The organism is Paraniabella aurantiaca (assembly GCF_050309965.1).
Classification (GTDB): domain Bacteria; phylum Bacteroidota; class Bacteroidia; order Chitinophagales; family Chitinophagaceae; genus Niabella.
On the sequence record NZ_JBLOSY010000001.1, the window covers coordinates 78,020 to 103,787 of the forward strand.

25 protein-coding genes are annotated in these 25,768 nt (G+C 42.3%); 11 read left to right on the top strand and 14 right to left on the bottom strand.

Features of this window, described 5'->3' with window-relative positions:
* Positions 1-18 precede the first annotated feature (18 nt).
* The gene (locus ACLOAU_RS00295; protein ID WP_427859808.1) at positions 19-1,170 is read right to left on the bottom strand and encodes an aldose epimerase family protein; all 1,152 of its coding nucleotides are present in this window, start codon (positions 1,168-1,170) and stop codon (positions 19-21) included.
* A gap of 205 nt (positions 1,171-1,375) precedes the next feature.
* Between ACLOAU_RS00295 and mnmC2 the strand changes: the two genes are divergently transcribed.
* Positions 1,376-2,050 carry a tRNA (5-methylaminomethyl-2-thiouridine)(34)-methyltransferase MnmC2 gene (gene mnmC2 / locus ACLOAU_RS00300; RefSeq protein WP_427859809.1) on the top strand — a complete coding sequence of 225 codons (675 nt, stop codon included), beginning with the start codon at positions 1,376-1,378 and terminating at the stop codon, positions 2,048-2,050.
* Here mnmC2 and ACLOAU_RS00305 read toward each other — a convergent pair.
* The 9 genes from ACLOAU_RS00305 to miaB form a co-directional block, all read right to left on the bottom strand.
* Positions 2,047-2,640: a DUF4126 domain-containing protein gene (locus ACLOAU_RS00305; protein ID WP_427859810.1), complete on the bottom strand. Its 594-nt coding sequence runs from the start codon at positions 2,638-2,640 to the stop codon at positions 2,047-2,049. The two genes, mnmC2 and ACLOAU_RS00305, sit on opposite strands and share 4 nt — an antisense overlap.
* Before the next feature lie 198 nt (positions 2,641-2,838).
* Positions 2,839-3,825, bottom strand: coding sequence for a YihY/virulence factor BrkB family protein (locus tag ACLOAU_RS00310; RefSeq protein ID WP_427859811.1), 987 nt, complete (start codon positions 3,823-3,825; stop codon positions 2,839-2,841).
* Positions 3,825-4,853: an endolytic transglycosylase MltG gene (gene mltG, locus ACLOAU_RS00315; RefSeq protein ID WP_427859812.1), complete on the bottom strand. Its 1,029-nt coding sequence runs from the start codon at positions 4,851-4,853 to the stop codon at positions 3,825-3,827. The genes ACLOAU_RS00310 and mltG overlap by 1 nt, the downstream gene beginning before the upstream one ends.
* 142 nt (positions 4,854-4,995) lie before the next feature.
* Positions 4,996-5,367: a preprotein translocase subunit SecG gene (gene secG / locus ACLOAU_RS00320; RefSeq protein ID WP_427859813.1), complete on the bottom strand. Its 372-nt coding sequence runs from the start codon at positions 5,365-5,367 to the stop codon at positions 4,996-4,998.
* A 2-nt stretch (positions 5,368-5,369) separates the two neighbouring features.
* Positions 5,370-6,335, bottom strand: a complete 966-nt coding sequence (locus tag ACLOAU_RS00325) for a DUF8458 domain-containing protein (RefSeq protein WP_427859814.1) — start codon at positions 6,333-6,335, stop codon at positions 5,370-5,372.
* Between the two features lie 9 nt (positions 6,336-6,344).
* Positions 6,345-6,878 (bottom strand): LPS assembly lipoprotein LptE, encoded by a 534-nt coding sequence (gene lptE / locus ACLOAU_RS00330; protein WP_427859815.1) that lies wholly within the window; start codon positions 6,876-6,878, stop codon positions 6,345-6,347.
* Positions 6,859-8,130 carry a sigma-54 interaction domain-containing protein gene (locus ACLOAU_RS00335; RefSeq protein WP_427859816.1) on the bottom strand — a complete coding sequence of 424 codons (1,272 nt, stop codon included), beginning with the start codon at positions 8,128-8,130 and terminating at the stop codon, positions 6,859-6,861. The genes lptE and ACLOAU_RS00335 overlap by 20 nt, the downstream gene beginning before the upstream one ends.
* Before the next feature lie 46 nt (positions 8,131-8,176).
* On the bottom strand, positions 8,177-8,554 hold the full coding sequence (locus ACLOAU_RS00340; protein WP_427859817.1) for a GxxExxY protein: 378 nt from the start codon (positions 8,552-8,554) through the stop codon (positions 8,177-8,179).
* 62 nt (positions 8,555-8,616) lie between these two features.
* Positions 8,617-10,041 carry a tRNA (N6-isopentenyl adenosine(37)-C2)-methylthiotransferase MiaB gene (gene miaB / locus ACLOAU_RS00345; protein WP_427859819.1) on the bottom strand — a complete coding sequence of 475 codons (1,425 nt, stop codon included), beginning with the start codon at positions 10,039-10,041 and terminating at the stop codon, positions 8,617-8,619.
* A 336-nt stretch (positions 10,042-10,377) separates the two neighbouring features.
* On the opposite strand from miaB, the gene ACLOAU_RS00350 reads away from it, so the two are divergent.
* The 10 genes from ACLOAU_RS00350 (at position 10,378) to ACLOAU_RS00395 (ending at position 21,282) form a co-directional block, all read left to right on the top strand.
* Complete coding sequence (locus ACLOAU_RS00350) at positions 10,378-10,929, top strand: YceD family protein (RefSeq protein WP_427859820.1); 552 nt, start codon at positions 10,378-10,380, stop codon at positions 10,927-10,929.
* A 45-nt stretch (positions 10,930-10,974) separates the two neighbouring features.
* On the top strand, positions 10,975-11,169 hold the full coding sequence (gene rpmF / locus ACLOAU_RS00355) for a 50S ribosomal protein L32 (RefSeq protein ID WP_114788998.1): 195 nt from the start codon (positions 10,975-10,977) through the stop codon (positions 11,167-11,169).
* 187 nt (positions 11,170-11,356) lie between these two features.
* Positions 11,357-12,304: a phosphate acyltransferase PlsX gene (gene plsX, locus ACLOAU_RS00360; RefSeq protein ID WP_427859823.1), complete on the top strand. Its 948-nt coding sequence runs from the start codon at positions 11,357-11,359 to the stop codon at positions 12,302-12,304.
* 44 nt (positions 12,305-12,348) lie between these two features.
* The gene (locus ACLOAU_RS00365) at positions 12,349-13,314 is read left to right on the top strand and encodes a bile acid:sodium symporter family protein (RefSeq protein WP_427859824.1); all 966 of its coding nucleotides are present in this window, start codon (positions 12,349-12,351) and stop codon (positions 13,312-13,314) included.
* A gap of 63 nt (positions 13,315-13,377) precedes the next feature.
* Entirely contained in the window at positions 13,378-13,983 is a 606-nt protein-coding gene (locus tag ACLOAU_RS00370) for a TetR/AcrR family transcriptional regulator (RefSeq protein WP_427859825.1), read from the top strand.
* A gap of 114 nt (positions 13,984-14,097) precedes the next feature.
* A complete protein-coding gene (locus ACLOAU_RS00375; RefSeq protein WP_427859826.1) occupies positions 14,098-14,724 on the top strand; it encodes a TetR/AcrR family transcriptional regulator in 627 nt (208 codons plus the stop codon).
* 9 nt (positions 14,725-14,733) lie between these two features.
* On the top strand, positions 14,734-16,095 hold the full coding sequence (locus ACLOAU_RS00380; protein ID WP_427859827.1) for a TolC family protein: 1,362 nt from the start codon (positions 14,734-14,736) through the stop codon (positions 16,093-16,095).
* A gap of 30 nt (positions 16,096-16,125) precedes the next feature.
* A complete protein-coding gene (locus ACLOAU_RS00385) occupies positions 16,126-17,193 on the top strand; it encodes an efflux RND transporter periplasmic adaptor subunit (RefSeq protein WP_427859828.1) in 1,068 nt (355 codons plus the stop codon).
* A 119-nt stretch (positions 17,194-17,312) separates the two neighbouring features.
* Positions 17,313-20,489: an efflux RND transporter permease subunit gene (locus ACLOAU_RS00390; RefSeq protein ID WP_427859829.1), complete on the top strand. Its 3,177-nt coding sequence runs from the start codon at positions 17,313-17,315 to the stop codon at positions 20,487-20,489.
* A 259-nt stretch (positions 20,490-20,748) separates the two neighbouring features.
* Positions 20,749-21,282, top strand: coding sequence for a GNAT family N-acetyltransferase (locus ACLOAU_RS00395; RefSeq protein WP_427859830.1), 534 nt, complete (start codon positions 20,749-20,751; stop codon positions 21,280-21,282).
* Positions 21,283-21,300: 18 nt separating this feature from the next.
* On the opposite strand, the gene purU is transcribed toward ACLOAU_RS00395, so the two are convergent.
* From purU to ACLOAU_RS00415, 4 genes are all read right to left on the bottom strand, one after another.
* Complete coding sequence (gene purU / locus ACLOAU_RS00400) at positions 21,301-22,131, bottom strand: formyltetrahydrofolate deformylase (protein WP_427859831.1); 831 nt, start codon at positions 22,129-22,131, stop codon at positions 21,301-21,303.
* Between the two features lie 16 nt (positions 22,132-22,147).
* Entirely contained in the window at positions 22,148-23,434 is a 1,287-nt protein-coding gene (locus tag ACLOAU_RS00405; RefSeq protein WP_427859832.1) for an HAD-IIIA family hydrolase, read from the bottom strand.
* A gap of 18 nt (positions 23,435-23,452) precedes the next feature.
* A complete protein-coding gene (locus tag ACLOAU_RS00410; protein ID WP_427859833.1) occupies positions 23,453-25,114 on the bottom strand; it encodes a glycoside hydrolase family 32 protein in 1,662 nt (553 codons plus the stop codon).
* A 73-nt stretch (positions 25,115-25,187) separates the two neighbouring features.
* Positions 25,188-25,766: a D-sedoheptulose-7-phosphate isomerase gene (locus ACLOAU_RS00415; protein WP_427859834.1), complete on the bottom strand. Its 579-nt coding sequence runs from the start codon at positions 25,764-25,766 to the stop codon at positions 25,188-25,190.
* Between the last annotated feature and the right edge of the window lie 2 nt (positions 25,767-25,768).

The window sequence follows — 25,768 nt, forward strand, 5'->3', positions numbered from 1 at the left end:
ATTTTTAGGATGACTCCGTTATTTACTAAACCTGTAAACTGTGAAAGTTTTGTAAACCTGTCCGGGTTTTAAAGTGGTAGATGGGAAAGAAGGAATATTCGGCGAATCAGGATAGTGCTGGGTTTCCAGGCAAAATGCTGTCCGGTAATCATCCTTTGTGCCATTTTTCATGGGCTTTTCGCTCTTCATAAAATTACCGCCATAAAACTGCAGGCCCGGTTCTTCCGACCATACTTCCATTAATATACCGCTTTGATCTCCTTTGATCTCAGCTGCTTTTCTAAAGCCGCTTCCCTTAATCACGAAGTTGTGATCGTAGCCTTTACCATATTCCAGTTGTGTGTTCTTTTCATCAACTCTTGCACCAATTGCAGTAGGAGTTGTGAAATCAAACGGCGTACCTTTTACCGGTTCATTTTTACCAAACGGGATGAGAGTGGAATCAACAGGCGTATATTCATCAGCATTAACCTGTAATACGTGGTTATTAATAGTTCCTGCACCGTTCAGGTTAAAATAGGTATGATTGGTAAGGTTGCAAACAGTTGTTTTATCGGTTGTTGCTTCATATTCTATTTTCACCTCTTTATTGGCAGTTAAAGTGTATACCACTTTCACATTCAGGTTTCCGGGAAAACCCATTTCGCCGTCTTTTGATAAATAGGTTAACTGAAGAGAGCTGTCGCTTAGCTGTTTGGGATCGAACACTACGTTATGAAAGCCATCAGGACCGCCGTGTAACGTGTTGGCTCCATTATTCTGGGGCAATATATATTCTACTCCATCCAGTTTAAATTTCCCTTTTCCAATGCGATTGCCATAGCGGCCGATAGTAGCACCAAAATAATCCTTGGTTTCATACATGTCTTTGTAATTACCCGGACCTATTACCACGTCCACCATATTGTTGTCTTTATCTGGTACAAACAGGTTCACAACCCGTCCTCCATAATTGGTAATGGAGGCTTCGATACCGTTATTTCTCAGGTAAAAAATGCTCACCATTTTGCCGTTCAGGGTGTCGTTGAATGCATCATTATCAGCCAGCTTCACCTTGCTACTGTCGGTGGTAGCTTCGCGACCATCCCCCGGCTCATTTTTGGGCTCGCTATTACATGAAAAAACAGCAACCGAGGCAGTAGCTGCGAAAAGAATAAAATACTTTTTCATTTATAAAATTTTTGTTTTTAGTCCGGGTGAGCATAGCCTGCAATCTTCTTTATTGCCAACGGAAGGCCTCTTTACCCAGTGGTTTTTAATTATACAATCGGGTTAAAAATATTCACTTGCAAACAATCTAAGTTTTTTGTATTTTATTTGAAATTTGATTACTTCAAAAGAAACGCAATATATTCAAATAATCAAAGAAGAGCAAATGATTAGAAAATATGAAATAATTGAAACAGAAGATGGTAGTCATACTTTAAGACTGGCAGATACCGCTGTTACCTTTCATTCAAACAGGGGAGCTATACAGGAGTCTGCGCATATTTTTATTCAAAGCGCATTCGAATATTTTATACAAAATAACCCATCCATAAAAGAGCTAAGGATATTTGAAGTTGGATTTGGAACCGGGCTAAATGCATTGCTTACATCTATTGCCGCCCGCAGGAACGGCAGGCAGGTAGTTTATCGATCAATAGATCTTTACCCATTAGCGGGAGATATCTTTAGCAGGCTGAATTATGCTGAAATATTAAACGAACGGGAACTGTACAAAACAATCATGCAAACTCCCTGGGAGCAGTTAATCTACATTGATCCTTTCTTTAAACTGCAGAAGATAAATATCGACCTGGCACAATATGAGTTTACAACCAAGTACGATCTTATTTATTTCGACGCTTTTGCTCCCGAAGACCAACAAGAGATATGGGATCCCTCCATTTTTGTAAGACTGTTTAATGCGCTGGAATCGGGAGGTGTGCTGGTTACCTACTGCTCCAAAACTATTATACGCAAAACTTTGGAGTCAGCCGGTTTTATGGTTGAAAAAATACCGGGTCCACGGGGTAAGAGAGAGATAGTGCGCGCCAGGAAGCCTTAGTATTCAGGAGCGCGTTTTACTGCCTTTGCACGAAGTTTTTTTACTATTTTTCGAATTACCCATACAAATAACAACAGGAAGAGTATTGCCATCACAATAGGCACCAGGAAGCTAAGGAGGGCGCCGCCTAATGCAGCCGTATTTTCACCGGTGGCTACTACCGCATTGCCGGTGCCAAGGGTGGTTTTACTGCTCAATAATCTCAGCAGACCGGTGCCCGCAGATACCAGGCTGGCGCCACCACCACCGGCAACAATGCCAATAACCCATTTCATCCATTCATTGTCTATGGGTATTACGGAGGTAGCCAGTAACGTGCCGGCAATAGCTGCGGAAGGTGCTGCAATCGTATCTAAAAGGTTGTCAATAAACGGAACATAATAAGCTGCAATTTCAAGTACGGTTGCTGCTCCCAGGCAAATCAGCGCAGGTGTGGTAGCCAGCCATTGAAAACTTTCGGAAAAATGAAATAGCTGGAACCTGCTAACCAGCCCCGCTACGAGCATGGGCAGAAATACCCGGAAGCCACAGCAGGCCGCCAGGGCTATTCCCAATGCAGTGGCAGCAATTGCCTGGATCTCAAAATTCATAGTTTGTTTGTTTAACCGGGATAAAGCCCTTATATAAAGTTAATCAAATGGCTGATATAATAAATGGTTGATGCCGGATACTGGATGACAGGTGACAGAGGGTAGTTGACAGATGGCGGAGCGGGTTTAGCTTGTGTCAGTGCATAATCGGCAAATGCCGGATGGAGTATGACAAAGAACGGCTACTATTTTAAAAAGCTAATCTTTTAATGCTTCTTTATCTTCACGGGTTCTGGCTAATGAATAAATACTGGCATTAATTTCAAACCCGATTAATAAGATTAAAGAATTCAGAAATATTAAAACTAATACTACGATAATTGTACCGATAGAGCCATACAGCTTATTGTATGTTCCAAATTGGCTCACCCACCACGAAAAAGCTAGCGAACATACAACTACTAAACAGGTAGCAATTACAGATCCTGGTGTAATTAATTTCCATTTTTTATGTACTGCAGGTGCATGGCGATATATGTAGGATATAATAAAAAAGACTAGGAGGAATATAAGAGCCCATCTGATTTTACCAAGGGCTGCCGCTAACCATTCATTTTGAATACCCAGCCATTCGAGCACAGACTGCTGCGCGAAAAGTAAAGCCAGGCAAAGCAGCACCAGGAATACAAGTATAAGAGTGATTCGAATGGCTGTGAGTCTTTTGCGGATTCCCTTTCTTTTAGTAAAGCCGGCGTACTCCTTATCAAAAGATCGCATTACACCCATCATGGCATTAGACGAAAAGAAAACAGAAAGTAAAATACTGAATATTAAAAGCCCGTTGCGCGGCTCGTTGATAATATTGTACAAAAAATCATGAATTGCTGTATAGCTGTCTTTTTCGGTAGGATCTTTTACAGGAGAGACCGGAATAATATCTCTTATCAGTGAATATAATTGCTCTTCCAGATTAAGCTCTATTATAAAATGAAATTTAGCAATAACAGGAATCAGAGAGCATAAAAAAAGGATCATCGGCGGCAATGCCATCGCTGTATTAAAAGAAATGGCCGAGGCTCTTTCAATCAGGTCATCCCAAACCACATGTTCTTTGAACTTTTTTACGGTATTGAAAAGAGACACGCTTCGGAAACCAGGCAGGTTTTCAGTCCTGCTTCGCGCTACCAGTCGCCGCCAGGCGCCTGATTCAGCCACTCTTTCCTTTATTTTTTTACCTACACCCATTATTTTTTAGCAGTATCCTGAATTTTTCCGAACCGTTGGTTTAAAGCCTCCTGGTATTTTTTTGCCAGCTTCATATGATCCTCGTAATTCGTAGAAAAATCATGAGTACCGTCAAAAGCCGGACTGGCTACAAAATATATATATGCTGTTGTTGGTGCGTTCAAAACAGCATCAAGCGTGGCTTCCTGCGGGGTACATATAGGTCCGGGAGGAAGTCCCTTATTGCGATAAGTATTAAACGGCGATGGTGTAGCCAGGTGTTTGAACAGCACTCTTTTAATGGTAAAATCCTTGAGTGCAAATTTAACGGTTGGGTCGGCCTGAAGGGGCATTCCTTTGGCAATGCGATTCATGTATACGCTTGCAATGGTGCCTTTCTCTTTCGATGCATTGGTTTCCTCATCTACAATTGAAGCCAGGGTAATAACCTGTGTTATATTGAGTCCTTTTTGAGCCGCTTTTTGTTTTCTATCGGCTGTCCAGAAGTTTTTGTAGGCGTCGTTGAATTTGCTGAAAACAGCCTCTGGGGTAGTGTTCCACTTGTTCTCGTAGGTTAATGGAAGAACCGCACCCATTACTGTATTGGTATCAAGGCCATAATGAGCCAGTGAATCATTATTATTCAGGAACCGGATGGCCTCTGTTGAATCAAACTCAAATGCTTTTCCCATTTTGCCCGCCAGTTGTTCTTTGGTGCGCAGTTTGGTTACTACAAAGCTTACCGGTGTCTGACTGCCGTTACGCAACATCCTCAACAGGCTTACTACACTCATACCACCCTCTATCTTATACTTACCTGGTTTTACCTCGTCAAAGCTCAAAAACTTCTCAGCAATATTAAACCAGGTCAAACCGGGTAGAATGCTATCATTAGTAAGTTGCTGTTTTAGCTGCTCCATCGTAGTGCCCGTTTTCACATATAGAAACCCGTCTTCCGGCTTATGGGCAGCTGGTCCTATCAATTTAAAGGCAACGAAAATGCCGGCTAACAGCACGATCGCGAGGATTATTTTCAAGAGTTTATTCATTAATATTTGAACTGTATGAGTTGGATAGCGATTTAACGGGGTGAAAATAACACAAAAAGGGTAGAGCCGAAAATGAAAAAACCTGTAAGGATTCATAATCTTTACAGGTTTAGAAATTATTTATGTAGACCTACCGTTTGTCTTATTTACCAGAGTCTGTTGCTGGTGTTGTAGCAGCAGGTGCTGTTGTTGCCGGCACTGTATTCAGCGGAGTCGCTGGTTTAGTAGCAGGTTGTTGAATGGGAGCATTCCCAACATCCTGTAATCTGCCATTTGCACCGGTGTTAGAACCAGAAATAAAGAAAGTGGATAAAAGGCTCAAAACACCGATCAGAACTGCAAAGATCCAGGTACCTCTTTCCAAAATATCGTTGGTTTGTTTTACACCCATAAACTGGCTGCTCACACCTGCAAAATTACCCGATAATCCACCACCTTTAGGATTCTGTATCAAAACGAAGAATCCCAGGATCACCGCAACAAGTATAATGAGTATTACAAATAAAATGGTCATGTCTATTTTTTTAAATGGTCTATTTTGGCTGCAAAATAAGCGCTTTTAGCGGGAATTTGCAAACTTAATTTCTTGTAGATCTCAATGGCTTTTTTTGCATTGCCCTGCTTGGCCCAAACCAGCGCCATAGCTTCAGTATCAGCATTTTCGCCCTGGAGCGACTGCTCAGCCATTTGTTCGATACTTTTTTCTTCAGTAATGCTGATATTACCCTTTGCTGTAGCGCCCGGCAAACGCTTCATCTGTTTTAACCAGGCAGTAAAACTCTTTAGCTGTGTACCAAAACGGTCACCCGAATTTTGTTCTTCTCCCAATTTAATGCCCTGGGCGGCAAAATAATCGATGGTATGGTAAGGGGTGAAAGATAGTTCTGCCTTCGCCGGATCAACGGGCTCAAATTTAAAAGCGGGCAAAGGCGGGAGCGTAGCATCCTCCTCTTCCAGCTCCAGGGATTCTACATCTGCTTCGCCTGCTGTATCAACTTCATCATCTGTGGTTACCTGTTGTGGCGAAAGTGGCAGCTGCTCTTCTGCGTCCTGTATTGCTTCTGTTATTATCAACGCAGACGGTTCTTCAGCTATCGCTGCTTCAGTTATAGCCTCAGGCTGGTCCGCCGGTATTTCGATGGCTGTTTCTGTCTTAACTTCTTCTTCAATAACATCCGGTTCTGTCGGCGCTACAGTATCCTCTGTTGAAACCAGGGGAGTATTCATTGGCATAACCCGGGGCCGCTCTTCCGTTTCGATTAAATATTTAATGAAAAGGGGATTGTTATAATACAACAGCGTTTTTTGCAGCTGTTCATGATAACCGGTGTTACCCGTAGCCTGTAGTTTTTGAGCATATAGTAGCTGGATAGCAGAAGAATACGGGTGGGCCTGTGAAAGCATTTGAAGTTCAGCAAGATCGCAGGACTCCAACTGTTTGGATAAAACCGTGTCTGATAAAGTATTAATAAAGCTGTTCATGCACGCTGGTTACCAGTTAGAGAAAATTCGATTAAAAATGGCGTCGGGTATATCCCTAAGCATCTGATCCAGCAAGCCCTGTTCCGCCTGTTGTAAGCTTAAGGTACCCGCGTAATCAAAAGGTGTGCTTACGTCATATTTACCGATGATCTTTTGTGTCTTGTCGCGTACAATAATATTAACGCCTACGTTTAAACGGTTGGAGTTTACCTGTTGATTAGATATACCCGCAGTAGAAAACGAATAGCTGGTAATTTTACAATCAATAATCCAGTCGGCATCGCTGCCTCTCGTTTGTTGCAATTTGGTTTGCCGCATTACCTTTTGTATCAGCCTGTCTGTAAGCTCGGGTGCCAGCCTGGGGTTCACATAAGAGGCACTGTTGGTAATAGGATTGATCTTCACTATTTTCAGGGAATCCGGGATAGATTTGGCATCCTGGAACCCATAACGCACTTTACAACTGCTTTGTGTAAAGGCAAGGAAGAAAACTGCAATAATAGAAAGGAAAACAAAAAATCCTTTATAACTCTTCAATGTCATATTCTTTTAGTTTTCTGTAAAGGGTACGTTCGCTGATGCCCAGATCAAGTGCTGCATCTTTTCGTTTGCTTTTATGTTTTTTTAAGGCCTTAATGATCAGTTCCTTTTCCTTATCCATGATGTTCAGGCTTTCTTCTACTTCTTCATGATCATGAATGCCATTATCCATGCCAATATGAATAGGCATCGATTGTTGTGTTGATACCGGCATGTTGCCAGGCAACTCAATCTGTAAAGGTGTTGCCAATTGCTGGAAATTGTCAGGACTGGTCTTCAGGTCTTTCAGATCGTTGATAAACGAAGGGTTTTGCTCAGCAATGGAAGGGTTTTGTAATACTTCCAGGAACATCTTTTTTAATTCGTTTACATCTTTCTTCATATCGAAGAAAAGCTTGTAAAGTATTTCTCTTTCATTTTGAAACTCCTGCTGGTTTTGTCCGCCTACAACAACGGCGGGAAGCCTGTTATTGGAGTAGGGCTGCAGGTAGCGGCTGAGTTCCCTGGAACTAATGTTTTTTTCAGGTGACAGTACAGAAATCTGTTCGGCGATGTTTTTCAACTCACGCACATTGCCCGGCCATGGATAGGTAAGTAACAGATTCTTTGCCTCGTCATCCAGCTGTACCGATTGTGTTTTGTACTTGTCTGCAAAGTCGGCCGCAAATTTTCTGAACAGCAGTACAATATCTTCTTTGCGATGGCTAAGCGACGGAACCCTGATAGGTACTGTGCTTAATCGATAATAAAGATCTTCCCTGAATTTATTTTGTTGCACCAGCTGCAGCAGGTCTTTATTGGTAGCTGCTATAACTCTCACATCGGTTTTCTGTACTTTACTTGATCCAACACGTATATATTCGCCGGCTTCCAGCACACGTAATAAACGGGCCTGCGTACCCAAAGGCATTTCACCAATTTCATCAAGGAAAATAGTGCCGCCGTTTACGGTCTCAAAATAGCCTTTTCGAGCATCTACGGCACCCGTGAAAGAGCCTTTTTCATGGCCGAATAGTTCGGAGTCAATCGTGCCTTCGGGTATAGCGCCGCAGTTGACGGCAATAAACGGGTTATGTTTACGCGATGATAAGGAGTGTATGATAGAAGAAAAAGCTTCTTTACCCACACCACTATCACCTATGATTAAAACAGTCAGATCGGTATTGGAAACCTGCGCAGCAACCTGTAAGGCATAGTTGAGCTCAGGCGAATTGCCGATAATGCCGAAGCGGTTTTTTATTGATTGTAAATCCATTTAAGTTTCGTTTCTCGCGGCGAACGCAAAGGTAAGCGCGCGGTCATTATAATTTATTCGCTACCCTTTTAATACCATTTTTTAATAACACTACATTAAAGTTGACCAATAATGCAAGCTTTAAATGGGTTAACTTCAGATAAGTTAAAACTTGCTTGTAATGAATATCTGCTAAGGCTTCAATACTTTTTAATTCTAGTATAACCTTGTTATCTAAAATAACATCAGCTCGAAATCCAACATCCATTTTAATAGTTTCATGTACCAGAGCTATTCCTTGCTGACGTTTGAATGGAATGCCTGTTTTATTCCATTCATAACAAAAAATTTCCTCGTAAACACTTTCAAACAACCCCGGCCCATACCTGGTATGAATATTAAAGCAAATATCCAAAGCCTTTGTAGCAATATCGTTTTCTGTCAACAACATAGTTAGTAATATCCACCATAGCGCTCGTCGCTTCTTCGCGTTCTCTGCGAGAAATGTTATATGATCTCTCCAAATAAAGTAGCCTGCGTGCAATCCTTAACCTTTACTTCCACATAATCACCTTTCTGCAAGTCCGTATTATTTTTGGGGAAGATCACTACCTTATTTTGTGAAGTACGACCTACCCAATCATCAGCACTGCGTTTGCTATCCCCATCTATCAGCACTTTGTAGGTTTTGCCCAGGTCCTGTGCAAAGCTTACGCGCGACAGTTCATTTTGTTTTTCGATGATCTCCTGCAGCCTCCGCTTTTTTACTTCCAGTGGAATGTCATCTTTATAACGACGTTGGGCCAATGTGCCCGGACGCTCACTGTAAAAGAACATATAGCTGTAGTCGTATTTCGTATAGTCCATAATGGAAAGGGTCTCCTGGTGCTCCTCCTCCGTTTCGGTGCAAAAACCTGCAATCATGTCCGACGTAAGGCTGCAATCGGGTAAAATAGACCTGATCTCATCCACTTTGCTCATATACCATTCGCGTGTATAAGTGCGGTTCATTAACTGCAACACACGGGTAGAGCCGCTTTGCACCGGCAGGTGAATACACTTACATATATTTTCATGAGCGGCCATCGTATGCAGCACATCACTCGTGATATCTTTAGGGTGGGAGGTGGAAAAACGAACCCTGAGCAAAGGAGATATCAACGCCACTTTTTCCAGTAATTGTGCAAAAGTTACCGCATGTTCGGTGCTGTTGCTTTCTGCATTGTAATAATAGCTGTCAACATTTTGTCCCAGCAGCGTTACTTCGCGGTAGCCGTTCTCAAACAGGTCTTTACACTCATTAATGATGCTTTCGGCATCACGACTGCGTTCACGGCCTCTTGTAAAGGGAACTACACAAAAAGAGCACATATTATTGCAACCACGCATGATGCTGACAAATGCGGATACGCCATTAGTGTTTAAACGAACAGGCGCTATATCGGCATAGGTTTCTTCGCGGCTTAATAATACATCGATGCTTCTGTGGCCGTCTGCCGCTTCATCTACCAGTTTCGGCAGGCTCCGGTAAGCATCGGGGCCTACTACAATATCCACTAATTTCTCTTCTTCCAAAAACTTGGATTTCAAACGCTCCGCCATGCAGCCCAATACACCTACCAGTGTGCCGGGGTTACGGGTCTTCAGTTTCCTGAACTCTGTTAAACGTTTCCGAACTGTTTGTTCAGCCTTTTCGCGGATAGAGCAGGTATTGATAAAAATAAGATTGGCTTCCTCTACATTACGTGTTGCGCCAAAGCCTTCCTTATTTAAAATAGAAGCCACCACCTCACTATCAGCGAAATTCATGGCACAGCCATAACTCTCTATATAAAATTTCTTTTTATATTCATTGGGATCCACCGAAAAAGGAGCGTAAGTTTCTCCCTGTCGCTTCTCATCATGCGTTTTATTGGCTACTAAATCAAGCATTAATTTCTTTTTATTAGTTTCAAGCGTGCAAAGATAGGCGAATTTCAATAGTTTTATGACAGGATGACAGTTTGAAAAGTTAAAAGTTGAAATGATCGAAAACTATTGTTTTCGTGGTAGTTGCTACACGATCAGCATTGATAAACTGTTGAGAGGCTGCCGGATGTGTAAGGCCTGGCCCGAAGGGCCGCAGCGCAGCGGAGCCTGAAACAGCCGGAACAGGGCAGAAAAATGTATTGAAGTTGAGCGCCCAAAATAATATTGCCAACAAACCACCTGTTTTTTGCAAAAATGTTCGTACATTTGCACGCTCTAATTTTGAGGTAAGTAGTCCTTATGATGAACAGGAGAGAATACGATATTGCATTTGTGGGGTTAAAGCCTGGTGTTCATGAGTTTAACTACGAAATCTCGGATAAGTTCTTTGAGACATTTCAGCAACAGGATTTTGCCGATTGCCATGCACAGGTGAAATTGCTTTTGGATAAAAAGAGCAGTTTCATGCAGTTGAAGTTTGAAATTGGTGGTGATTTAATGGTGACCTGTGATCGTTGTAACAACGACTTAAAACTCGACCTCTGGGACGAATTCAACATCACGGTGAAGATAGTAGAAGAGCCGGAATTGATGAATGATGAAGAAGGAGATCCGGATGTTTTCTATATCAGCCGCGGCGAAAGTCACCTTAACGTAGAGAACTGGATATACGAGTTTATCAACCTGAGCATCCCGATGCACAAAACATGTGGGTATGATAATGCAGATGGACCGCAATGCAACCAGGAAGCGCTGAAAATGTTAGATAAGTTAGAGGGGGAAAAACCCGCAAAACCAGACGTAAACCCGATCTGGAAAGGTTTAGACCAGTTTAAGAACAAGAAAGATTGATTTTTTTAGATAAACAGAATTTTTAACGCATATAAATAAAGAGTTATGCCAAATCCTAAACGCAGGCACAGCCAGCAAAGAAGCGCAAAACGTAGAACACACTATAAAGCTACTGCACAAACTTTAACTACAGATGCAACTACTGGCGAGATCCACGTACGTCACCGCGCGCACGTGAGCGAAGGAAAGTTAATCTACAAAGGCAAAGTGGTAGCTGAAACAGCACCTTCAAAGGCTTAGTATTTTTAGTTCTATATTATTTTTTTCAGAATTCCATGTACATACCAGCTATTCATTAGCTGATGTATCTGGAATTTTTTTATTTTAGCCGATACAAACGGTATACAGTATTTTCGATGCAGGGTGCTGGTATACTGAGGGTTGAAGTAAAAGGGATTTCCCCAATTGAAAAGCAAAAAATCTGCGGATGAATATCGGATTAGACATGATGGGAGGTGATTTTGCACCTTTGGAAGCAGTAAAAGGTGTAAAGCAATATTTACTGGAGCATGATTTTGACGGATTATCATTGGTACTGTTTGGTGATGAGGTACAATTGAATGCCTTACTGGCCGAACAGGGTGTTCCGCAGGACAAATACCAGGTAGTACCTACCACTGAGATCATAGAGATGAATGAGCATCCGACCAGGGCTTTGAAAGAAAAACAAAATTCATCTATTTCCGTAGGCTTTAAATACCTGGCTACAGGTAAGATTGACGCTTTTATCAGCGCAGGTAATACAGGCGCCATGCTGGTAGGCGCTATGTTTAGCATTAAAACAGTTGAAGGAGTATTAAGGCCTACTATTTCATCTGTTATTCCCAAGCAGGATGGCGGAACCGGTTTGTTGGTAGACGTTGGCCTGAATGCTGACTGTAAACCCGAACAGCTGAACCAGTTCGCAGTTATGGGTTCTGTTTTTAGCCAATATATTTATGGTGTGAAGCAACCCAAGGTTGGGCTGATCAACGTAGGTGAGGAAGAGGGGAAGGGTAATATACTGGCGCAGTCCACCTACCCGCTTTTAAAGGAAAATAAAGCCATTCATTTTATTGGTAATGTGGAAGGCCGGGACGTGTTCTCTGACAAAGCAGATGTAATGGTTTGCGAGGGATTTACCGGCAATGTTATCTTAAAGCTTGCGGAATCTGTTTATGATATAGCCCAGAACCAACAGATCGACAATCCTTATTTGAACCGGTTCAATTTTGAAATCTATGGAGGTACTCCTGTCCTGGGAGTGGAGAAACCGGTAATCATTGGTCATGGTATTTCACATGGCACTGCGTTCAGTAATATGATAGACGTGGCCGTGCGTATGCTGAATACAAATGTACTGGGTAAAGTGAAAGAGGCGATTGGCCGCATGTAGTTGGATGTTTTTACTGTTTTTAAGTTGGTTCATCAATAGGTATTGTGAAGTTTAAAATAGACAATTTTGTACTGGCGATAATTGCGGTGGTAATTATCGCCTACTTTTTTCCACAACCCGGAAGCGAGCAGAGTAAGATCCCTCTTGATGCCATAAGCAGCATAGGAGTATCCCTTATTTTTTTCTTTTATGGTTTAAAATTAAGCCCGGAAAAAATAAAATCGGGGCTGAAGAACTGGAAGCTACATGTATTGATACAAGCGTCTACTTATCTTTTATTCCCCGCTATTGTTATTCTTGTTTATCCTTTTTTGAAGGAAGCTCATTTCTCTATTTGGCTGGCTTTTCTTTTCCTGGCGGCGCTGCCCTCCACAGTATCCTCTTCGGTAGTGATGGTGTCTATAGCAAAGGGAAATATACCCGCTGCTATTTTTAATGCGAGTATATCGGGTTTGATTGGCATAGCTATTACGCCACTTTGGGTAGGACTTTTTTTAGAGCAGGCTGCGGCCGATTTTGATCTTGGTCATATTTACCTGAAGCTCTTGACTGAAATATTGTTGCCTGTAGTATTGGGCCTGGCCCTGCAACGATTTGGACATACTTATACGGTGCGGTACAATAAATACCTCACTTTATTTGATAAAACAATTGTATTGCTGATCGTTTATAAAAGCTTTGCTGAATCATTCGAGAAGCATATATTCAGTTCTGTTGATGTACTGGACCTGCTGTTAATGGCGCTCGCGGTGGTATTACTTTTTTACGGAATTTACGGGATTATTGGTTTGATTGCGCGCCGTTTGGGATTTAACAGGGAAGACACCATCACTGCCAGGTTTTGCGGCACCAAGAAGTCGCTGGTACATGGCACTGTTTTTTCAAAAGTGTTGTTCCCGGCTTCGATGCCTGCAGGGTTGATACTTTTGCCGCTGATGCTTTTTCATGCTATACAAATCTTTATTATAAGCATCATCGCCGCCAAACTGGCTAAAGAAAAAGAAATTTAGGTTTTAACTTGTTTTTTTGAATTATATAGTCGTAACTTTGTTTAACAATTTTGTCAAACATTTATGTCTAAGAAAGATAGCGCTACCGAAGATCTGATCAAGGAAACCGCAAAAAGAATATTTTTTGCTGAAGGAAGGTTTAATGCTACTACCCAGGAGATAGCAGATGCTGCCGGCGTGAACAGAACATTAGTGCATTATTATTTTCGCTCGAAAGATCAGCTTTTTAAGAAGGTGATGGAAGATGGGAGAAGTGAATTCCATAAAAAAATGGAGGAAATGGATCATCCCGAGCTTTCTTTTAAGCAGAAAATGAAGCATCTCATCAATATCTGGATGGAGCAGGGACTAAAATATCCTTTTTTAGATAGCTACCTGTTATCCCAGATTATAGACCCTAAAGAACTGGATTCATTGATTGAAGAAGGCAAACATCCAGATAATGAAAAGATCGAAGGCTTTTTAAAGGAGATCAAAAAGGAAATGAAGGCGGGTAATATTGTAACCATGAACCCGGTACATTTTTTATTAAATATGGCTTCTCTTATTTCGTACCCTATTATTATGCGTCCGCTTTTGGAGCGTACTTTACCCGTTACCAAAAAAGAATTTGATACGATCATGGCCGACCGGGAAGCTGTTATTTTAAAAACGCTGTTCCTGAAGTAATTTTTTTGACCCGGCATTAACAATATTGTCAAACATTTATGTTAATATTTAACTAATGCCTGATACAGAAGTCATTTTTTTATGTTTAGTAATTGACAAAAAAGTCAAACAATTATGTTAGCAAGCAAAAAGAAAATACTAAAAAAGGCTTTGATTCTTTTTTCGGAGTATGGGCCCAGAACTACTACGATGGACGATGTGGCTGCTTCCTCCGGCGTTTCTAAAAAAACCTTGTATAAACATTTTGAAAACAAAGCTGATCTGATAGAGACTTTATACAGGCGTTTACTTAGTCATGTGGAGATAAAGATCAGGCAGGTATTAGATGAGGCAGATGATGCTGTAGCAGAATTTTTGAGTGTATCAAGATTGATACTGAAGTTTTCTGCTTTTTTCCCGCCGGCAGTGATACGCCAGCTTAAACAGGATAATGTGGAAGTGTATAGCGAGCTGCACCTTTTCAGAACCCAGTTTTTACCGGTTACCCTGTCCTACAATATTGAAAGAGGAAAGGGCTGTGGTTTGTATAAAGAAGATGTGAATAGCAATATCATAGCGCACCTGTCTTTAAGCCAGTTAATGGCCTATAATAAAGACATCACTCTTTTAGGACATCAGCATTCGGGTAAAGATGTACAGCAACAACTGGTGGCTTGTTTGCTGTATGGGATAACCACTCATCAGGGAGAAGACCTGGCCAACCAACATTTAAATCAGTATTCAACAACAGTACAAGTTTAATCATCAAATATGTTCAAGAAAAATCTAAAACCATTATTGCTTTCCCTGGTTATGAGCATTATCACAGGTGGCGTCATGGCCCAGACCGGAGAGGCGTTAACCCTCAAAGACGCCCTGAATTACGCCGTTCAGCATTATACCGATGCGCGTAAAGCGCGGCTCGATTTGGAGAATGCCCAGTACAAAATAGACGAGGTTCGCTCAAGAGCGTTGCCACAGATCAGTGGATCAGGACAATTAAATTATAACCCATTACTGCAGCAAAGCGTACTGCCTGGTGCATTGAACCCTGCAAATCCGGGGCAGGATATGTTGATAGCCTTTGGACAAAAATGGAACGCTAATGTGGGCGTGAATCTTACTCAGAATATTTTTGACCAGTCGGTGTTTACGGGTTTAAAGGCTGCAAAAACTACCAGGCAGTTTTACACATTGAATAGCCAGCTTACCGAAGAGCAGGTATTAGAGCAGGTAGCTACCAGTTATTACCAGGTATTTGTTCAGCGCCAGCAAATAGCCAATGTTGACAGTAATATCAGCACCACCCAAAAAGCTTACAATATTATTAAGGGCCAGTTTGAGAGCGGTTTAGGGAAGCAGATAGATGTAGATCGTGTAACCGTTCAGCTGTCGAATCTTCAAAGCCAGCGCCAGCAGCTTCTTAATGCTGTTACTCAATATGAAAACCAGTTGAAATTTTATATTGGTATGCCGGTTACACAGCCGGTTGTGATTGAAGATCCGGAACAGCTGGATATAGCTGTATTTCAACTGGACCTGCCGGATAGCTTAAACACCAACAACCGTACGGAGATCAGGGTATTGAACAAACAGGAAGAGCTCCTGGAATATCAGAAGAAATCTATTGTGGCTGAATATTATCCTACACTTTCTTTAACCAGCAACTATAGTTACCAGAGTTTATCGAATCGCTTTCCAATAGGTGCTGGCCGTAACGGTAACTCATTTGATGTGGCGGCCATTGGGTTAAACCTGAAGATACCCATCTTTAACGGGCATGCTACCAAAGCCAGGATCAACCAGGCTAATGTAGAATTGAAAAGATTACAGGAGGACAGGGTTAAGACTAAGAATAGCCTGGATCTGGCTTACGAGAATGCCAAAACGCAGATAAAAAACAATATTATCATCCTTAACAACCAAAAGGTGAATGTAGAGCTTGCTCAGAAAGTGCTCAACAATACACGTAGCAACTACCAACTGGGATTAGCGCCATTGACCGACCTGCTGGATGCTCAAAATGCTTTATCTGAAGCACAGAATAATCATGTAGCTGCCATGTTGAATTACCGCGTGGCCGAAATACAGCTGATCAAATCTAAAGGGATGTTAAAGACCCTCATGAATTAACCATCAAACAAACAAAAAATATACGAACAGATGAAAAAGAGTACAAGAATCATTATTACCATCCTGGCTGTTGTGGGTATACTGGCATTGATAGCCTACGTATTAACGAATAATAAAAAGAAGAATGAAGCCAAAACGGCTGTGGTGGCCGAAACTAACAGCGCCATAGCTGTAAAAATTGACACCGTAAAAACAGCAGACCTGAATATTGATTTTAACGCCAATGGAATTTTTGCCGCCGGCCAGGAGATCAATTTTGCTGCAGAAACGGCTGGGCGCGTGATCAGCGTGTTGGTAGATGAAGGTAGTTATGTAAGAAAAGGCCAGACGCTTGCGGTTATTAAAACCGATAACCTGGATGTGGATGTACAGAACGCAAATGAAATATATCAAAATGCATTAAAAGATAAGGAGCGTTATGAAAGTGCCTTAAAAACAGGCGGTGTAACACAGCAGCAGGTAGACCAGGCCGAACTGTCTTTAAAGAACGCGGCAGCCAGAGTAAGGCAGGCGCGTATTAAAGTAACAGATGCGAATATCAGGGCTTCAATCAATGGCATTGTGAACAAGCGTATGATTGAACCAGGCTCGGTTTTGTCAGCGGGTACCCAGTTGTTTGAAATTGTAGATGTATCTAAGCTTACATTAGATGTAGCCGTTTCAGAACAACAGGTGGCTAATTTACATATTGGCGATGTGGTAAATATTGAAGCAAGTGTTTTTCCTGATAAAAAGTTTGTTGGAAAAATAGAGTTTATTGCGCCCAAGGCAGATGCTAACCTGAACTTCCCCGTTAAAATTGCCATCTCCAATAATGCCGGCCAATCTTTAAAAGCAGGTATGTACGGATCGGCGCATTTTGTGTTTGCGCAACAGGCGCCTGCTATACTGATTCCAAGAGCTGCATTTGTAGGCGGTGTTAGCAGCAATGAAATATTTACAGTAAATGCAGGCAAAGCGGCATTACGTAAAGTAGTAGCCGGCAGGATCTTCGGTGATAAAGTAGAAGTGCTGGAGGGCCTGGCAGCAGGTGAGCAGGTAATTGTTACCGGCCAGATCAATTTGATCAATGGAAGTCCTGTATCCATCATAAAATAAGTAGCCAAAAGCTATTTGTGCAAGTAAGATAAATGGTCAACAATGCAGCCGGTTTCAGGTGCCGTTGGGCCAATGATTTACTAAGAATAAGGGAAATTAAATCCTACAAAATACTTTAAATGAAAATTGCTGAATTATCCATTAAACGGCCCTCACTGGTCATCGTATTGTTTACAATACTCACCCTGGGAGGTATACTCAGTTACACGACTCTTAATTATGAACTACTTCCCAAGTTCAGCCCTTCGGTAGTTTCCGTTACTACGATCTACCCCGGTGCATCTCCGAGTGAGGTGGAGAATACGGTATCGAGAAAAATAGAAGATGCGGTATCTTCTATGGAAAACATTAAAAAGATAGATGTAAAGTCTTATGAAAGCTTGTCTACGGTCATTATCACTTTAAATAGTGGTACTGACGTGGACTATGCTTTGAACGATGCGCAACGAAAAGTAAACGCGATATTAAAAGATCTGCCTGATGATGTAGATCCTCCGTCTCTGAACAAGTTTTCATTAGATGATTTACCGGTAGTTACTTTGTCGGCTACTGCGAAGCTGGATGAAGCAAGTTTCTTCGATTTGATGGATAAGCGGATCGGGCCGGTTATTTCACGGGTACCCGGCGTAGCGCAGGTAAATCTTATCGGTGGTCAGGAAAGGGAAATACAGGTGAGCTTTGATGCCGCCCAGCTGGAAGCCAATGGTCTTTCGGTGTTGCATGTACAGCAGGCAGTACTGGCAGCCAATCTTGATTTTCCTACAGGTAGCGTACAAACAAGAGAACAGGATATCCTGATCCGTTTGGCCGGTAAGTTCAAAACCATCGATGAATTAAGGAACCTGGTGGTGAAAACTTCTGCTACAGGCGGACAAGTGCGTTTGGCTGATGTGGCCGATGTTCAGGATGCTCAAAAAGACGTAGAGAAACTGGCAAGAGTGAACAATGAGTCTTCAATTGCGCTGCAGGTATTGAAACAGTCGGATGCCAATGGTGTTAGTGTGAGCGAAGGGGTGCAGGCCATCGTAAACCGGCTGCAATCAGAATATGCTTCATCAGGTTTGCAATTAACTATAGCGAATGATGCATCTGTCTATACGCTGGAGTCTGCTGATGCGGTAATACACGATCTTATACTGGCGATCATCCTGGTAGCCGTGGTAATGCTTTTCTTTCTGCATAGCATAAGAAATGCCTTGATCGTAATGGTGGCTATTCCTGCCTCTTTAATTGCGACATTTATAGGAATGAGCCTGCTGGGCTATTCTTTAAACCTGATGTCGTTATTAGGTCTTTCACTGGTGGTAGGGATATTGGTAGATGATGCGATTGTGGTATTGGAAAATATTTACCGCCACATGGAGATGGGTAAGAATAAGGTGAGAGCAGCATTTGACGCTACAAAGGAAATTGGCTTTACAGTTACTGCTATTACATTAGTAATTGTGGTGGTGTTTATTCCAATTGCTATAAGTACCGGATTAGTGTCGGATATTTTAAGAGAGTTTTGTGTAACAGTTGCGCTGGCTACGGTGTTGTCCTTACTGTCTTCTTTCACTATTGTTCCATTATTGAGCTCTCGTTTTGGTAAGCTGGAACATATTACAGGCAAAAGCTGGTTTGGTAAAATAATATTGAGCTTTGAGAGAGGGCTTAACAAATTTACCGATGCGATCACTGGTATCTTGAAATGGAGCTTGAAATACAAAAAGACCACATTGCTCGCGGTATTTGTATTGCTGATCGCTTCTTTCTCCATGATTGGTGCCGGTTTTGTGGGTACCGATTTCTTCCCAAAGAGTGACAGAGGAGAGTTCCTGGTGCAGATAGAAATGCCGAAAGATGTTTCTATTGAGCAAACCAACCAGATGACCCAAAGAGCTGAAGCATTCCTGAAAACAAAACCTGAGGTAACCAACCTGATTACGACAGTTGGACAGAGTAGTGATGGTATGGGCGCATCGCAGGCTACCGCTTATAAGTCAGAGATCAGCGTGCGCTTGGTGGAGAAAAAAGACAGGGCGGATGACGCCAATGTGTATGCCGCTAAAACAAAAAGGGAACTGGAAAAAATACTGGTAGGCGCTAAGGTAAAAACAGTGCCGGTAAGTATTTTAGGTTCTGCCGAAAATGCACCTTTAGGCCTGGTAGTAACGGGGCCTAACCTGGATAGTGTGATGCGTTTCGCTAATGACGCCAAAGATAAATTGGGAGGCATCAAAGGTGCCACTGAAATTAAATTGTCAGTAGAGACGGGGAACCCGGAGATTAATGTGCAGGTGGACAGGGACAAAATGGCTGCATTAGGCTTAAGCCTGCAAACAGTGGGTGCTACCATGCAAACTGCTTTCAGTGGAAATACCGACGGAAAGTATCGTGCGGGTGAATATGAGTATGATATCAATATGCGCTATGGGGCGTTCAACCGTAAGAGTATTACAGGTGTTAATAACCTTTTGTTTGTAAATGACAGGGGAGAGCAGATACGGTTATCTCAATTTGCTACGGTAAGAGAAAGCTCCGGTCCTAGCATGCTGGAAAGAAGGGATAAGAGTACTTCGGTTACGGTACAGGCACAATCAGTTGGACGGCCTACCGGTACCATTGCCGCGGAATGGGGTACTGCGATCGAAGGTATCCAAAAGCCGACAGGGGTTAACTATATCTGGGGTGGCGATATGGAAAATCAAAGCGAAGGCTTTGGTACCCTGGGTATCGCATTGTTGATCGCCATTGTATTGGTGTATTTAATTATGGTGGCCTTGTATGATAGCTTTGTATATCCGTTTGTGGTGTTGTTCTCTATTCCTTTATCTATTATTGGTGCATTGCTGGCATTGGCGCTTACCAATAATTCATTGAACATATTCACCATATTAGGGCTGATCATGTTGATTGGTTTGGTGGCTAAAAACGCGATCATCCTGGTAGACTTTACCAACCAGCGAAAAGCAGAAGGGGAGACTACTTACAATGCGTTGATACAGGCTAACCATGCCAGGTTAAGGCCCATCCTGATGACTACGATTGCCATGGTGATTGGTATGTTGCCCATCGCGTTAGCCAGTGGTGCCGGTGCAGAATGGAAAAACGGGCTGGCCTGGGTTATTATTGGTGGTTTATTAAGTTCGTTGTTCCTGACGCTGATAGTAGTACCGGTGATGTACGCCATTTTTGATAAGCTGATCGCAAGATTCAATAAAAATAAAAAACAGGAATCCATTGAAGAATTGATGGTTGCAGATTATGAGCATAGAGCGTTAAGTGAAGATGGATTTACGCCTACGCATTTATAAGTTTTGATGGTTAGGTTTTGATGGAGTAATGCCGTATCTGTAAAAAGATGCGGCATTTTTTTACATAATCGTTAATAACAAACCGGCATCAATTTTATTGAAATGCATCTGCCTGGTTTTTGAGACACAAACCTCAGCATAGCCCTGGCCAGTGTCTCACTGGCTGGAAAGGGAGGCTAAACTGTAATAATAATTTTGATACCTGTTTATTATAAGGCGGCCTTAATGATTATATCTTTGACACCGTTAAAAAATGATCATGAAAATTATCTGCCCGGAATTGGTTGACGAAAATATTTTGCTAAGACCTATTGTGCCATCTGATCTGGATCATATCTACCAGGGGCTTTCTCATCCCGATGTGATCAAATACTATGGCATTAGCTATAAAACACGCTCAGCAACAAAAGCACAAATGGAATGGTTTCGACAAATTGAAGAAGAGGGCAGTGGCGTTTGGTGGGCTATTGTTTCTAAAGATGGTGATGAGTTTTATGGAGCCTGTGGATTCAACAATTACTCCCCAGTGCATCGTAAGGCCGAAATTGGTTTCTGGCTGCTGCCGGAATACTGGGGACGCGGGATTATAGCCTCATCGGCCCGGGTTATTTGTGATCATGCCTTTTCTAAAATGGGAATACACCGTATAGAAGCTGTTGTAGAAACGGCTAATCATAGTTGTAAGCAGGTAATGAAGAAGCTGGGCTTCGTGTTGGAGGGTACCCAGCAGGATGCCGAAGTAAAAGATGAACAATTTATCAGCCTGCACCTGTATGCCCTTTTAAATAAGTAAAGACGCGTGCTGGGTTAATTAGTTTTCGAATACGATCGTTTTATTATGATATACCAGTACTTTGTCCTGTAATACTAATTGCAGTGCATTTGCCAGTACAGATTTTTCGATTTCCCTGCCCAGGCGTACCATGTCTTTTACTGAATGGGTATGATTGACGTGTATGGTTTGTTGTGCAATAATAGGGCCGTCATCCAGAACATTGGTGACAAAATGGGCAGTAGCACCAATTAATTTAACGCCACGTTCATAAGCTTGTTTGTACGGATGCGCACCTATAAAGGCCGGCAGGAACGAGTGGTGAATGTTTACAATCCTTGATGCATATTTTGAATTGAATTCAGGGGAAAGGATGCGCATGAATTTAGCCAATATGATGTAGTCAAATTCGTAGGCAGCCAATGCTTCCTGTATCTCCTGCTCGAAAGCATGTTTTTCTTTTCCTTCGTGGCTGATGTGATGGAAGGGGATGTCAAACTTTTTCGTCAAGGCCTCCAGGTTGTCATAATTGCCAATTACACATTGTACATCCGCACCGAGGGTGTTGAAATAGTTTCTTAATAGTATATCACCCAGGCAATGATGTTCTTTGGTTACAAGAATGGCAATCTTTTTTTTCTCATAAGGTCTGATGCTGATCTCGGTGTCTTCGGGAAGGCGGGCTTTTAGTTGTTGCTGTAAATGCTGGGTATCTGTAGATCCCTGTATTTCCAGGCGTATGTAAAAGCGGTTTTCATCCACGTTTACAAACTCCTTCATAGAAATGATGTTCAGCCCGGCTGTCGCCATTACCGCTGATATATCGGCCACCAGGCCCACCCGATCGCTACACTGCAATAATATTACCATTAGTGATGATTGGTTTTTATTTCAAAGATGCGGCAAAACTACTTAAATCTTCAAATATCAGGTCTATGTCGGCATGGGGTAGCGATACTGCTTTGTTAGTGGTGGTTACAAAAATGGTGTACATGCCTGCATAACGTCCAAACTTCATATCGCTCAGGCTGTTCCCGATAATAATAGATTTGTTAACGTCAATATCCGGGAAATCTTTTACTGCCTGTACAGCCATACCCGGATTAGGCTTTCTTCCAAAAGCATGGTTGTCGATATCGGTACAAAAATAAATTTTCTCAACAGCGCCTCCTGCTTGTTGAATACCCCACAGCATTTTGGTATTCATTGCTATCAGGTCGTCATATTGAATAATGCCCCTGCCCACACCCCGCTGATTGGTTACCACAATAATGCGACCCAATAAGTTGGTTAATTTTTTAAAAAGCTCCGGTGCTCCATCGGTAAATCGAAATTCATCGGCTGTTGTAATATAACCGCCAGGATTATCGTGGTTGATCACACCGTCCCTGTCCAGGAATAAGGTCCAGTTTTTGTCGATTGCTGAGAGGTCAAGGGGAGGTTTACTGAATTCTGTTTGAGCCCGGGTATAGTCTTCAGGAATTCCGATGTCAATGAAATAGGCGTCCCTGCTCAATCCTGAAAAGATAGCTTCTTCGACAAATTTTTCCAGGTAATCTTTTTCAAATGAAAATTTAACCGGAAAACTCCTCGATAGGAATGATTGTTTGTCGATGAGGTAAAGTCCTGCATTGATCAGGCCCGATTCGTAGTATTGTTTTTCCTTAAAAGAAATGATAGTATTTTGTTCATTTAATTCAACTACTCCGTAACGCTCAAAATGCCGCATGGGTTTTAAGGCCAGCGTACATTCAGCCTTCTTGTCAATATGTTGATCACGCATAGCCCATGCATCAAACTTAAATAGGGTATCGCCGTTAGCAACAAACACATGGCTGGTTTGTGCCTTTTGAAGCGCGAGTTGAATAGCACCCCCGGTGCCCAATGGCTCGTCTTCTATTACATAATCGTAGTTAAGGGTAGGAAATTCCTGTTGCAGCCAATCCAGAATCACCTCATGCATATAGCCCAGGCTGAAAATAATTTTTTCGATGCCCTGCATGCGAAGATAGTTCACTACATAAAATAAAAAAGGCCGACCGGCAACTGGTGCCATACATTTAGGCAGGTCAGGAACCGCGGACCGGAGACGAGTGCCGAGGCCGCCGGCTAAAATTATTGCTTCCTGCATTGGCCCTGATGAGGTTACATTCCGGTTGATATCTGATGACACGATTGCTTGTTTAATTAGTTAATTCCAGATCGATTGTATTCCGAATACTTCCAGGTTTTTAACTTCGATATTAGTTCCCCAAAAATGAAGTCCTTCATTATTGTCTTTTGAACTTCTACGTTCCATAGAGTAGGAGTAAGCGCCGCCATCAATAAACACTTCAATTGAAGTTCTGTCAATATAGATGTCGGCAGATATCTCCATGCTGGTCATATCTTCCGGGGAGTAGAATACACCGTTTACGAGATTGTTGTTCATGTCATAGTCAAGTATCCGCTGACCAAACAGGCTAAGGCCGGCACTGGTAGCATGCGACAGATGAATGGTGGTTTTAACGCGAAGCCGGTCCTTTTCATTATAAGCCTTTAAATGATCATTGGCCTGCTGAGCACTGATGCCGGTCCATTTCTTCTCCGGCATAAAAAGCTGATTATACTCTTTGATGGGATTGCTGAAAAGTCTTACACCGTTTTTTGTGGTTTTCAAAGTCAGTTCGGTAGGCATTAACATCATCCCATTAAAAGGCATACCCGGGTGAGAGATACGTCCCCAGCCGATCTGTACGCGCCTGCCATCAGCATCAGGCATATTGGTAATGGTTTGAGCTGCGTAAATCGATCCCGTTGAAAAATAGTGTTTGCCCGATTCAGGCGTAAACTTTTTACCGTCAAAGCTCCCGATCATATAAGAATTGGAGGCGCCTAACATTACCCATTTCTTATGACCGGATTTATTGTCAACAGGTAATTCGAAAAGGTCGGGACATTCCCAAAAACCGGTTATATGGCTTTGGTAGGTCCAGTCCTTTAGATTGGCAGAAGTGTAAATAGAATGACCGTCTCTTTCGTTTAAAACCATTACCCAGTGCTTGCCCGGTTCATACCAGGATACCCGCGGGTCGCGCGTGTCTACACTGTTCCATTTTTCTTTAGAGTCTATAACCGGGTTACCCTTGTATTTGGTCCAGGTTCTGCCTTTGTCAAGGCTGTAAGCAATACACTGCATTTGCTTCTGGTCTGAGGCGGCGGTATAAGCGGCAATCATAGCCGGCTGGTTGCCTTTATTGAACCCAGCACTATTTTTATAATCCATTACGGTTGACCCGGAAAACATGGTGCCCAGGCTATCCGGACTCAATGCCAGCGGCAGTTCTTTCCAGTGCACCAGGTTGGTACTCATCGCATGTGCCCAATGCATGTTTTCCCACTCTTTTTCGTAGGGATTGTGCTGATAAAATAAGTGATATTCTCCATCGAAGTAAATAAGGCCATTCGGATCATTGATCCAGCCTCTGCGAGTCGTGAAATGAAATTGCGGGCGGTTCTTTTCCTTATATAAAGAATCCTGTCCTGCTATTACATCGTCCTGATAGATCTTTTTAATGCCTGCCGGGTTGCCATCATATTGTATGGTGATCGTTTTTCCTTTGAGGTGGGTTACATCGCAGAAAATCCAATATTCCGGCTCGGAATCTGCCAGGCGGATCTTAAAAAAGCGCTCTTGTTTGCCCCCGATTTCAAATTGCATTTGTTTTCTTTCTGCTTTTTGCGATACGGGCAGGTTGAGGTAGGGCTTGCTGATTTTGAAGGTGGTATCAGCAGCAGAGGCTGTGACACTTGTTGCAATGCTGATACCCAGCAGTATCCCTGCCTGGAATAACGGTAAACAGAGTTTTTTCATACGGGCTTGTAATTATTGGGGTGCTAAAGTTTAAAGTAGTTGAGACTGCAGTTTGGAATAAACAGGGAAATGATTATTCAGCAAAATATTTCTCCTCTACTAATTGGCAAATAATATGACCTAACAACATATGACACTCCTGTATTCTTGGCGTATCCGTAGCAGGTATATTAACCAGGTGATCGCTGAATGCCTTCATCGATCCGCCGCTTATACCAGTAAAGCCTATGGTGATCATTTGTTTGTCGCGTGCCGTTTCAAAAGCCTGTACGATATTTTTTGAGTTTCCCGATGTGCTTAATCCGATCAGGATATCACCAGGCTTTCCGAGGCCCTGTATCAAACGCGCGTATATCAGGTCGAAACTATAGTCATTTGCTACTGCAGTAAGATACGAAGTATTGCAGTGTAGCGCTTCTGCCGGTAGGGCCTTACGGTCTTTATAAAAACGACCACTGAATTCTGCAGCCAGGTGTTGGGCATCTGCAGCACTGCCGCCATTACCGCAAAAATAAACGCTGTTACCATTTTTAAACGCAGCAACAATAATATCTGTTACATGGTTAACGGTGTTGATCAGCGCTTCATTTTCCAATACCAGTTGTTTAGTAGTAATGGACGATTGTATTAATTCTTTTATCTGGGTACTCATGG

Excerpts from the sequence above, each read along its gene's own strand:
- mltG (WP_427859812.1), bottom strand. The coding sequence starts at position 4,853 with ATGAATAAACTCTTGAAAATAATCCTCGCGATCGTGCTGTTAGCCGGC.
- ACLOAU_RS00395 (WP_427859830.1), top strand. The coding sequence starts at position 20,749 with ATGAAAATTATCTGCCCGGAATTGGTTGACGAAAATATTTTGCTAAGA.
- ACLOAU_RS00390 (WP_427859829.1), top strand. The coding sequence starts at position 17,313 with ATGAAAATTGCTGAATTATCCATTAAACGGCCCTCACTGGTCATCGTA.
- ACLOAU_RS00380 (WP_427859827.1), top strand. The coding sequence starts at position 14,734 with ATGTTCAAGAAAAATCTAAAACCATTATTGCTTTCCCTGGTTATGAGC.
- lptE (WP_427859815.1), bottom strand. The coding sequence starts at position 6,878 with ATGACATTGAAGAGTTATAAAGGATTTTTTGTTTTCCTTTCTATTATT.
- ACLOAU_RS00295 (WP_427859808.1), bottom strand. The coding sequence starts at position 1,170 with ATGAAAAAGTATTTTATTCTTTTCGCAGCTACTGCCTCGGTTGCTGTT.
- ACLOAU_RS00370 (WP_427859825.1), top strand. The coding sequence starts at position 13,378 with ATGTCTAAGAAAGATAGCGCTACCGAAGATCTGATCAAGGAAACCGCA.
- ACLOAU_RS00375 (WP_427859826.1), top strand. The coding sequence starts at position 14,098 with ATGTTAGCAAGCAAAAAGAAAATACTAAAAAAGGCTTTGATTCTTTTT.
- mnmC2 (WP_427859809.1), top strand. The coding sequence starts at position 1,376 with ATGATTAGAAAATATGAAATAATTGAAACAGAAGATGGTAGTCATACT.
- miaB (WP_427859819.1), bottom strand. The coding sequence starts at position 10,041 with ATGCTTGATTTAGTAGCCAATAAAACGCATGATGAGAAGCGACAGGGA.
- ACLOAU_RS00305 (WP_427859810.1), bottom strand. The coding sequence starts at position 2,640 with ATGAATTTTGAGATCCAGGCAATTGCTGCCACTGCATTGGGAATAGCC.
- ACLOAU_RS00350 (WP_427859820.1), top strand. The coding sequence starts at position 10,378 with ATGATGAACAGGAGAGAATACGATATTGCATTTGTGGGGTTAAAGCCT.
- ACLOAU_RS00325 (WP_427859814.1), bottom strand. The coding sequence starts at position 6,335 with ATGAACAGCTTTATTAATACTTTATCAGACACGGTTTTATCCAAACAG.
- ACLOAU_RS00310 (WP_427859811.1), bottom strand. The coding sequence starts at position 3,825 with ATGGGTGTAGGTAAAAAAATAAAGGAAAGAGTGGCTGAATCAGGCGCC.
- purU (WP_427859831.1), bottom strand. The coding sequence starts at position 22,131 with ATGGTAATATTATTGCAGTGTAGCGATCGGGTGGGCCTGGTGGCCGAT.
- ACLOAU_RS00385 (WP_427859828.1), top strand. The coding sequence starts at position 16,126 with ATGAAAAAGAGTACAAGAATCATTATTACCATCCTGGCTGTTGTGGGT.
- ACLOAU_RS00335 (WP_427859816.1), bottom strand. The coding sequence starts at position 8,130 with ATGGATTTACAATCAATAAAAAACCGCTTCGGCATTATCGGCAATTCG.
- ACLOAU_RS00415 (WP_427859834.1), bottom strand. The coding sequence starts at position 25,766 with ATGAGTACCCAGATAAAAGAATTAATACAATCGTCCATTACTACTAAA.
- plsX (WP_427859823.1), top strand. The coding sequence starts at position 11,357 with ATGAATATCGGATTAGACATGATGGGAGGTGATTTTGCACCTTTGGAA.
- secG (WP_427859813.1), bottom strand. The coding sequence starts at position 5,367 with ATGACCATTTTATTTGTAATACTCATTATACTTGTTGCGGTGATCCTG.
- ACLOAU_RS00410 (WP_427859833.1), bottom strand. The coding sequence starts at position 25,114 with ATGAAAAAACTCTGTTTACCGTTATTCCAGGCAGGGATACTGCTGGGT.
- rpmF (WP_114788998.1), top strand. The coding sequence starts at position 10,975 with ATGCCAAATCCTAAACGCAGGCACAGCCAGCAAAGAAGCGCAAAACGT.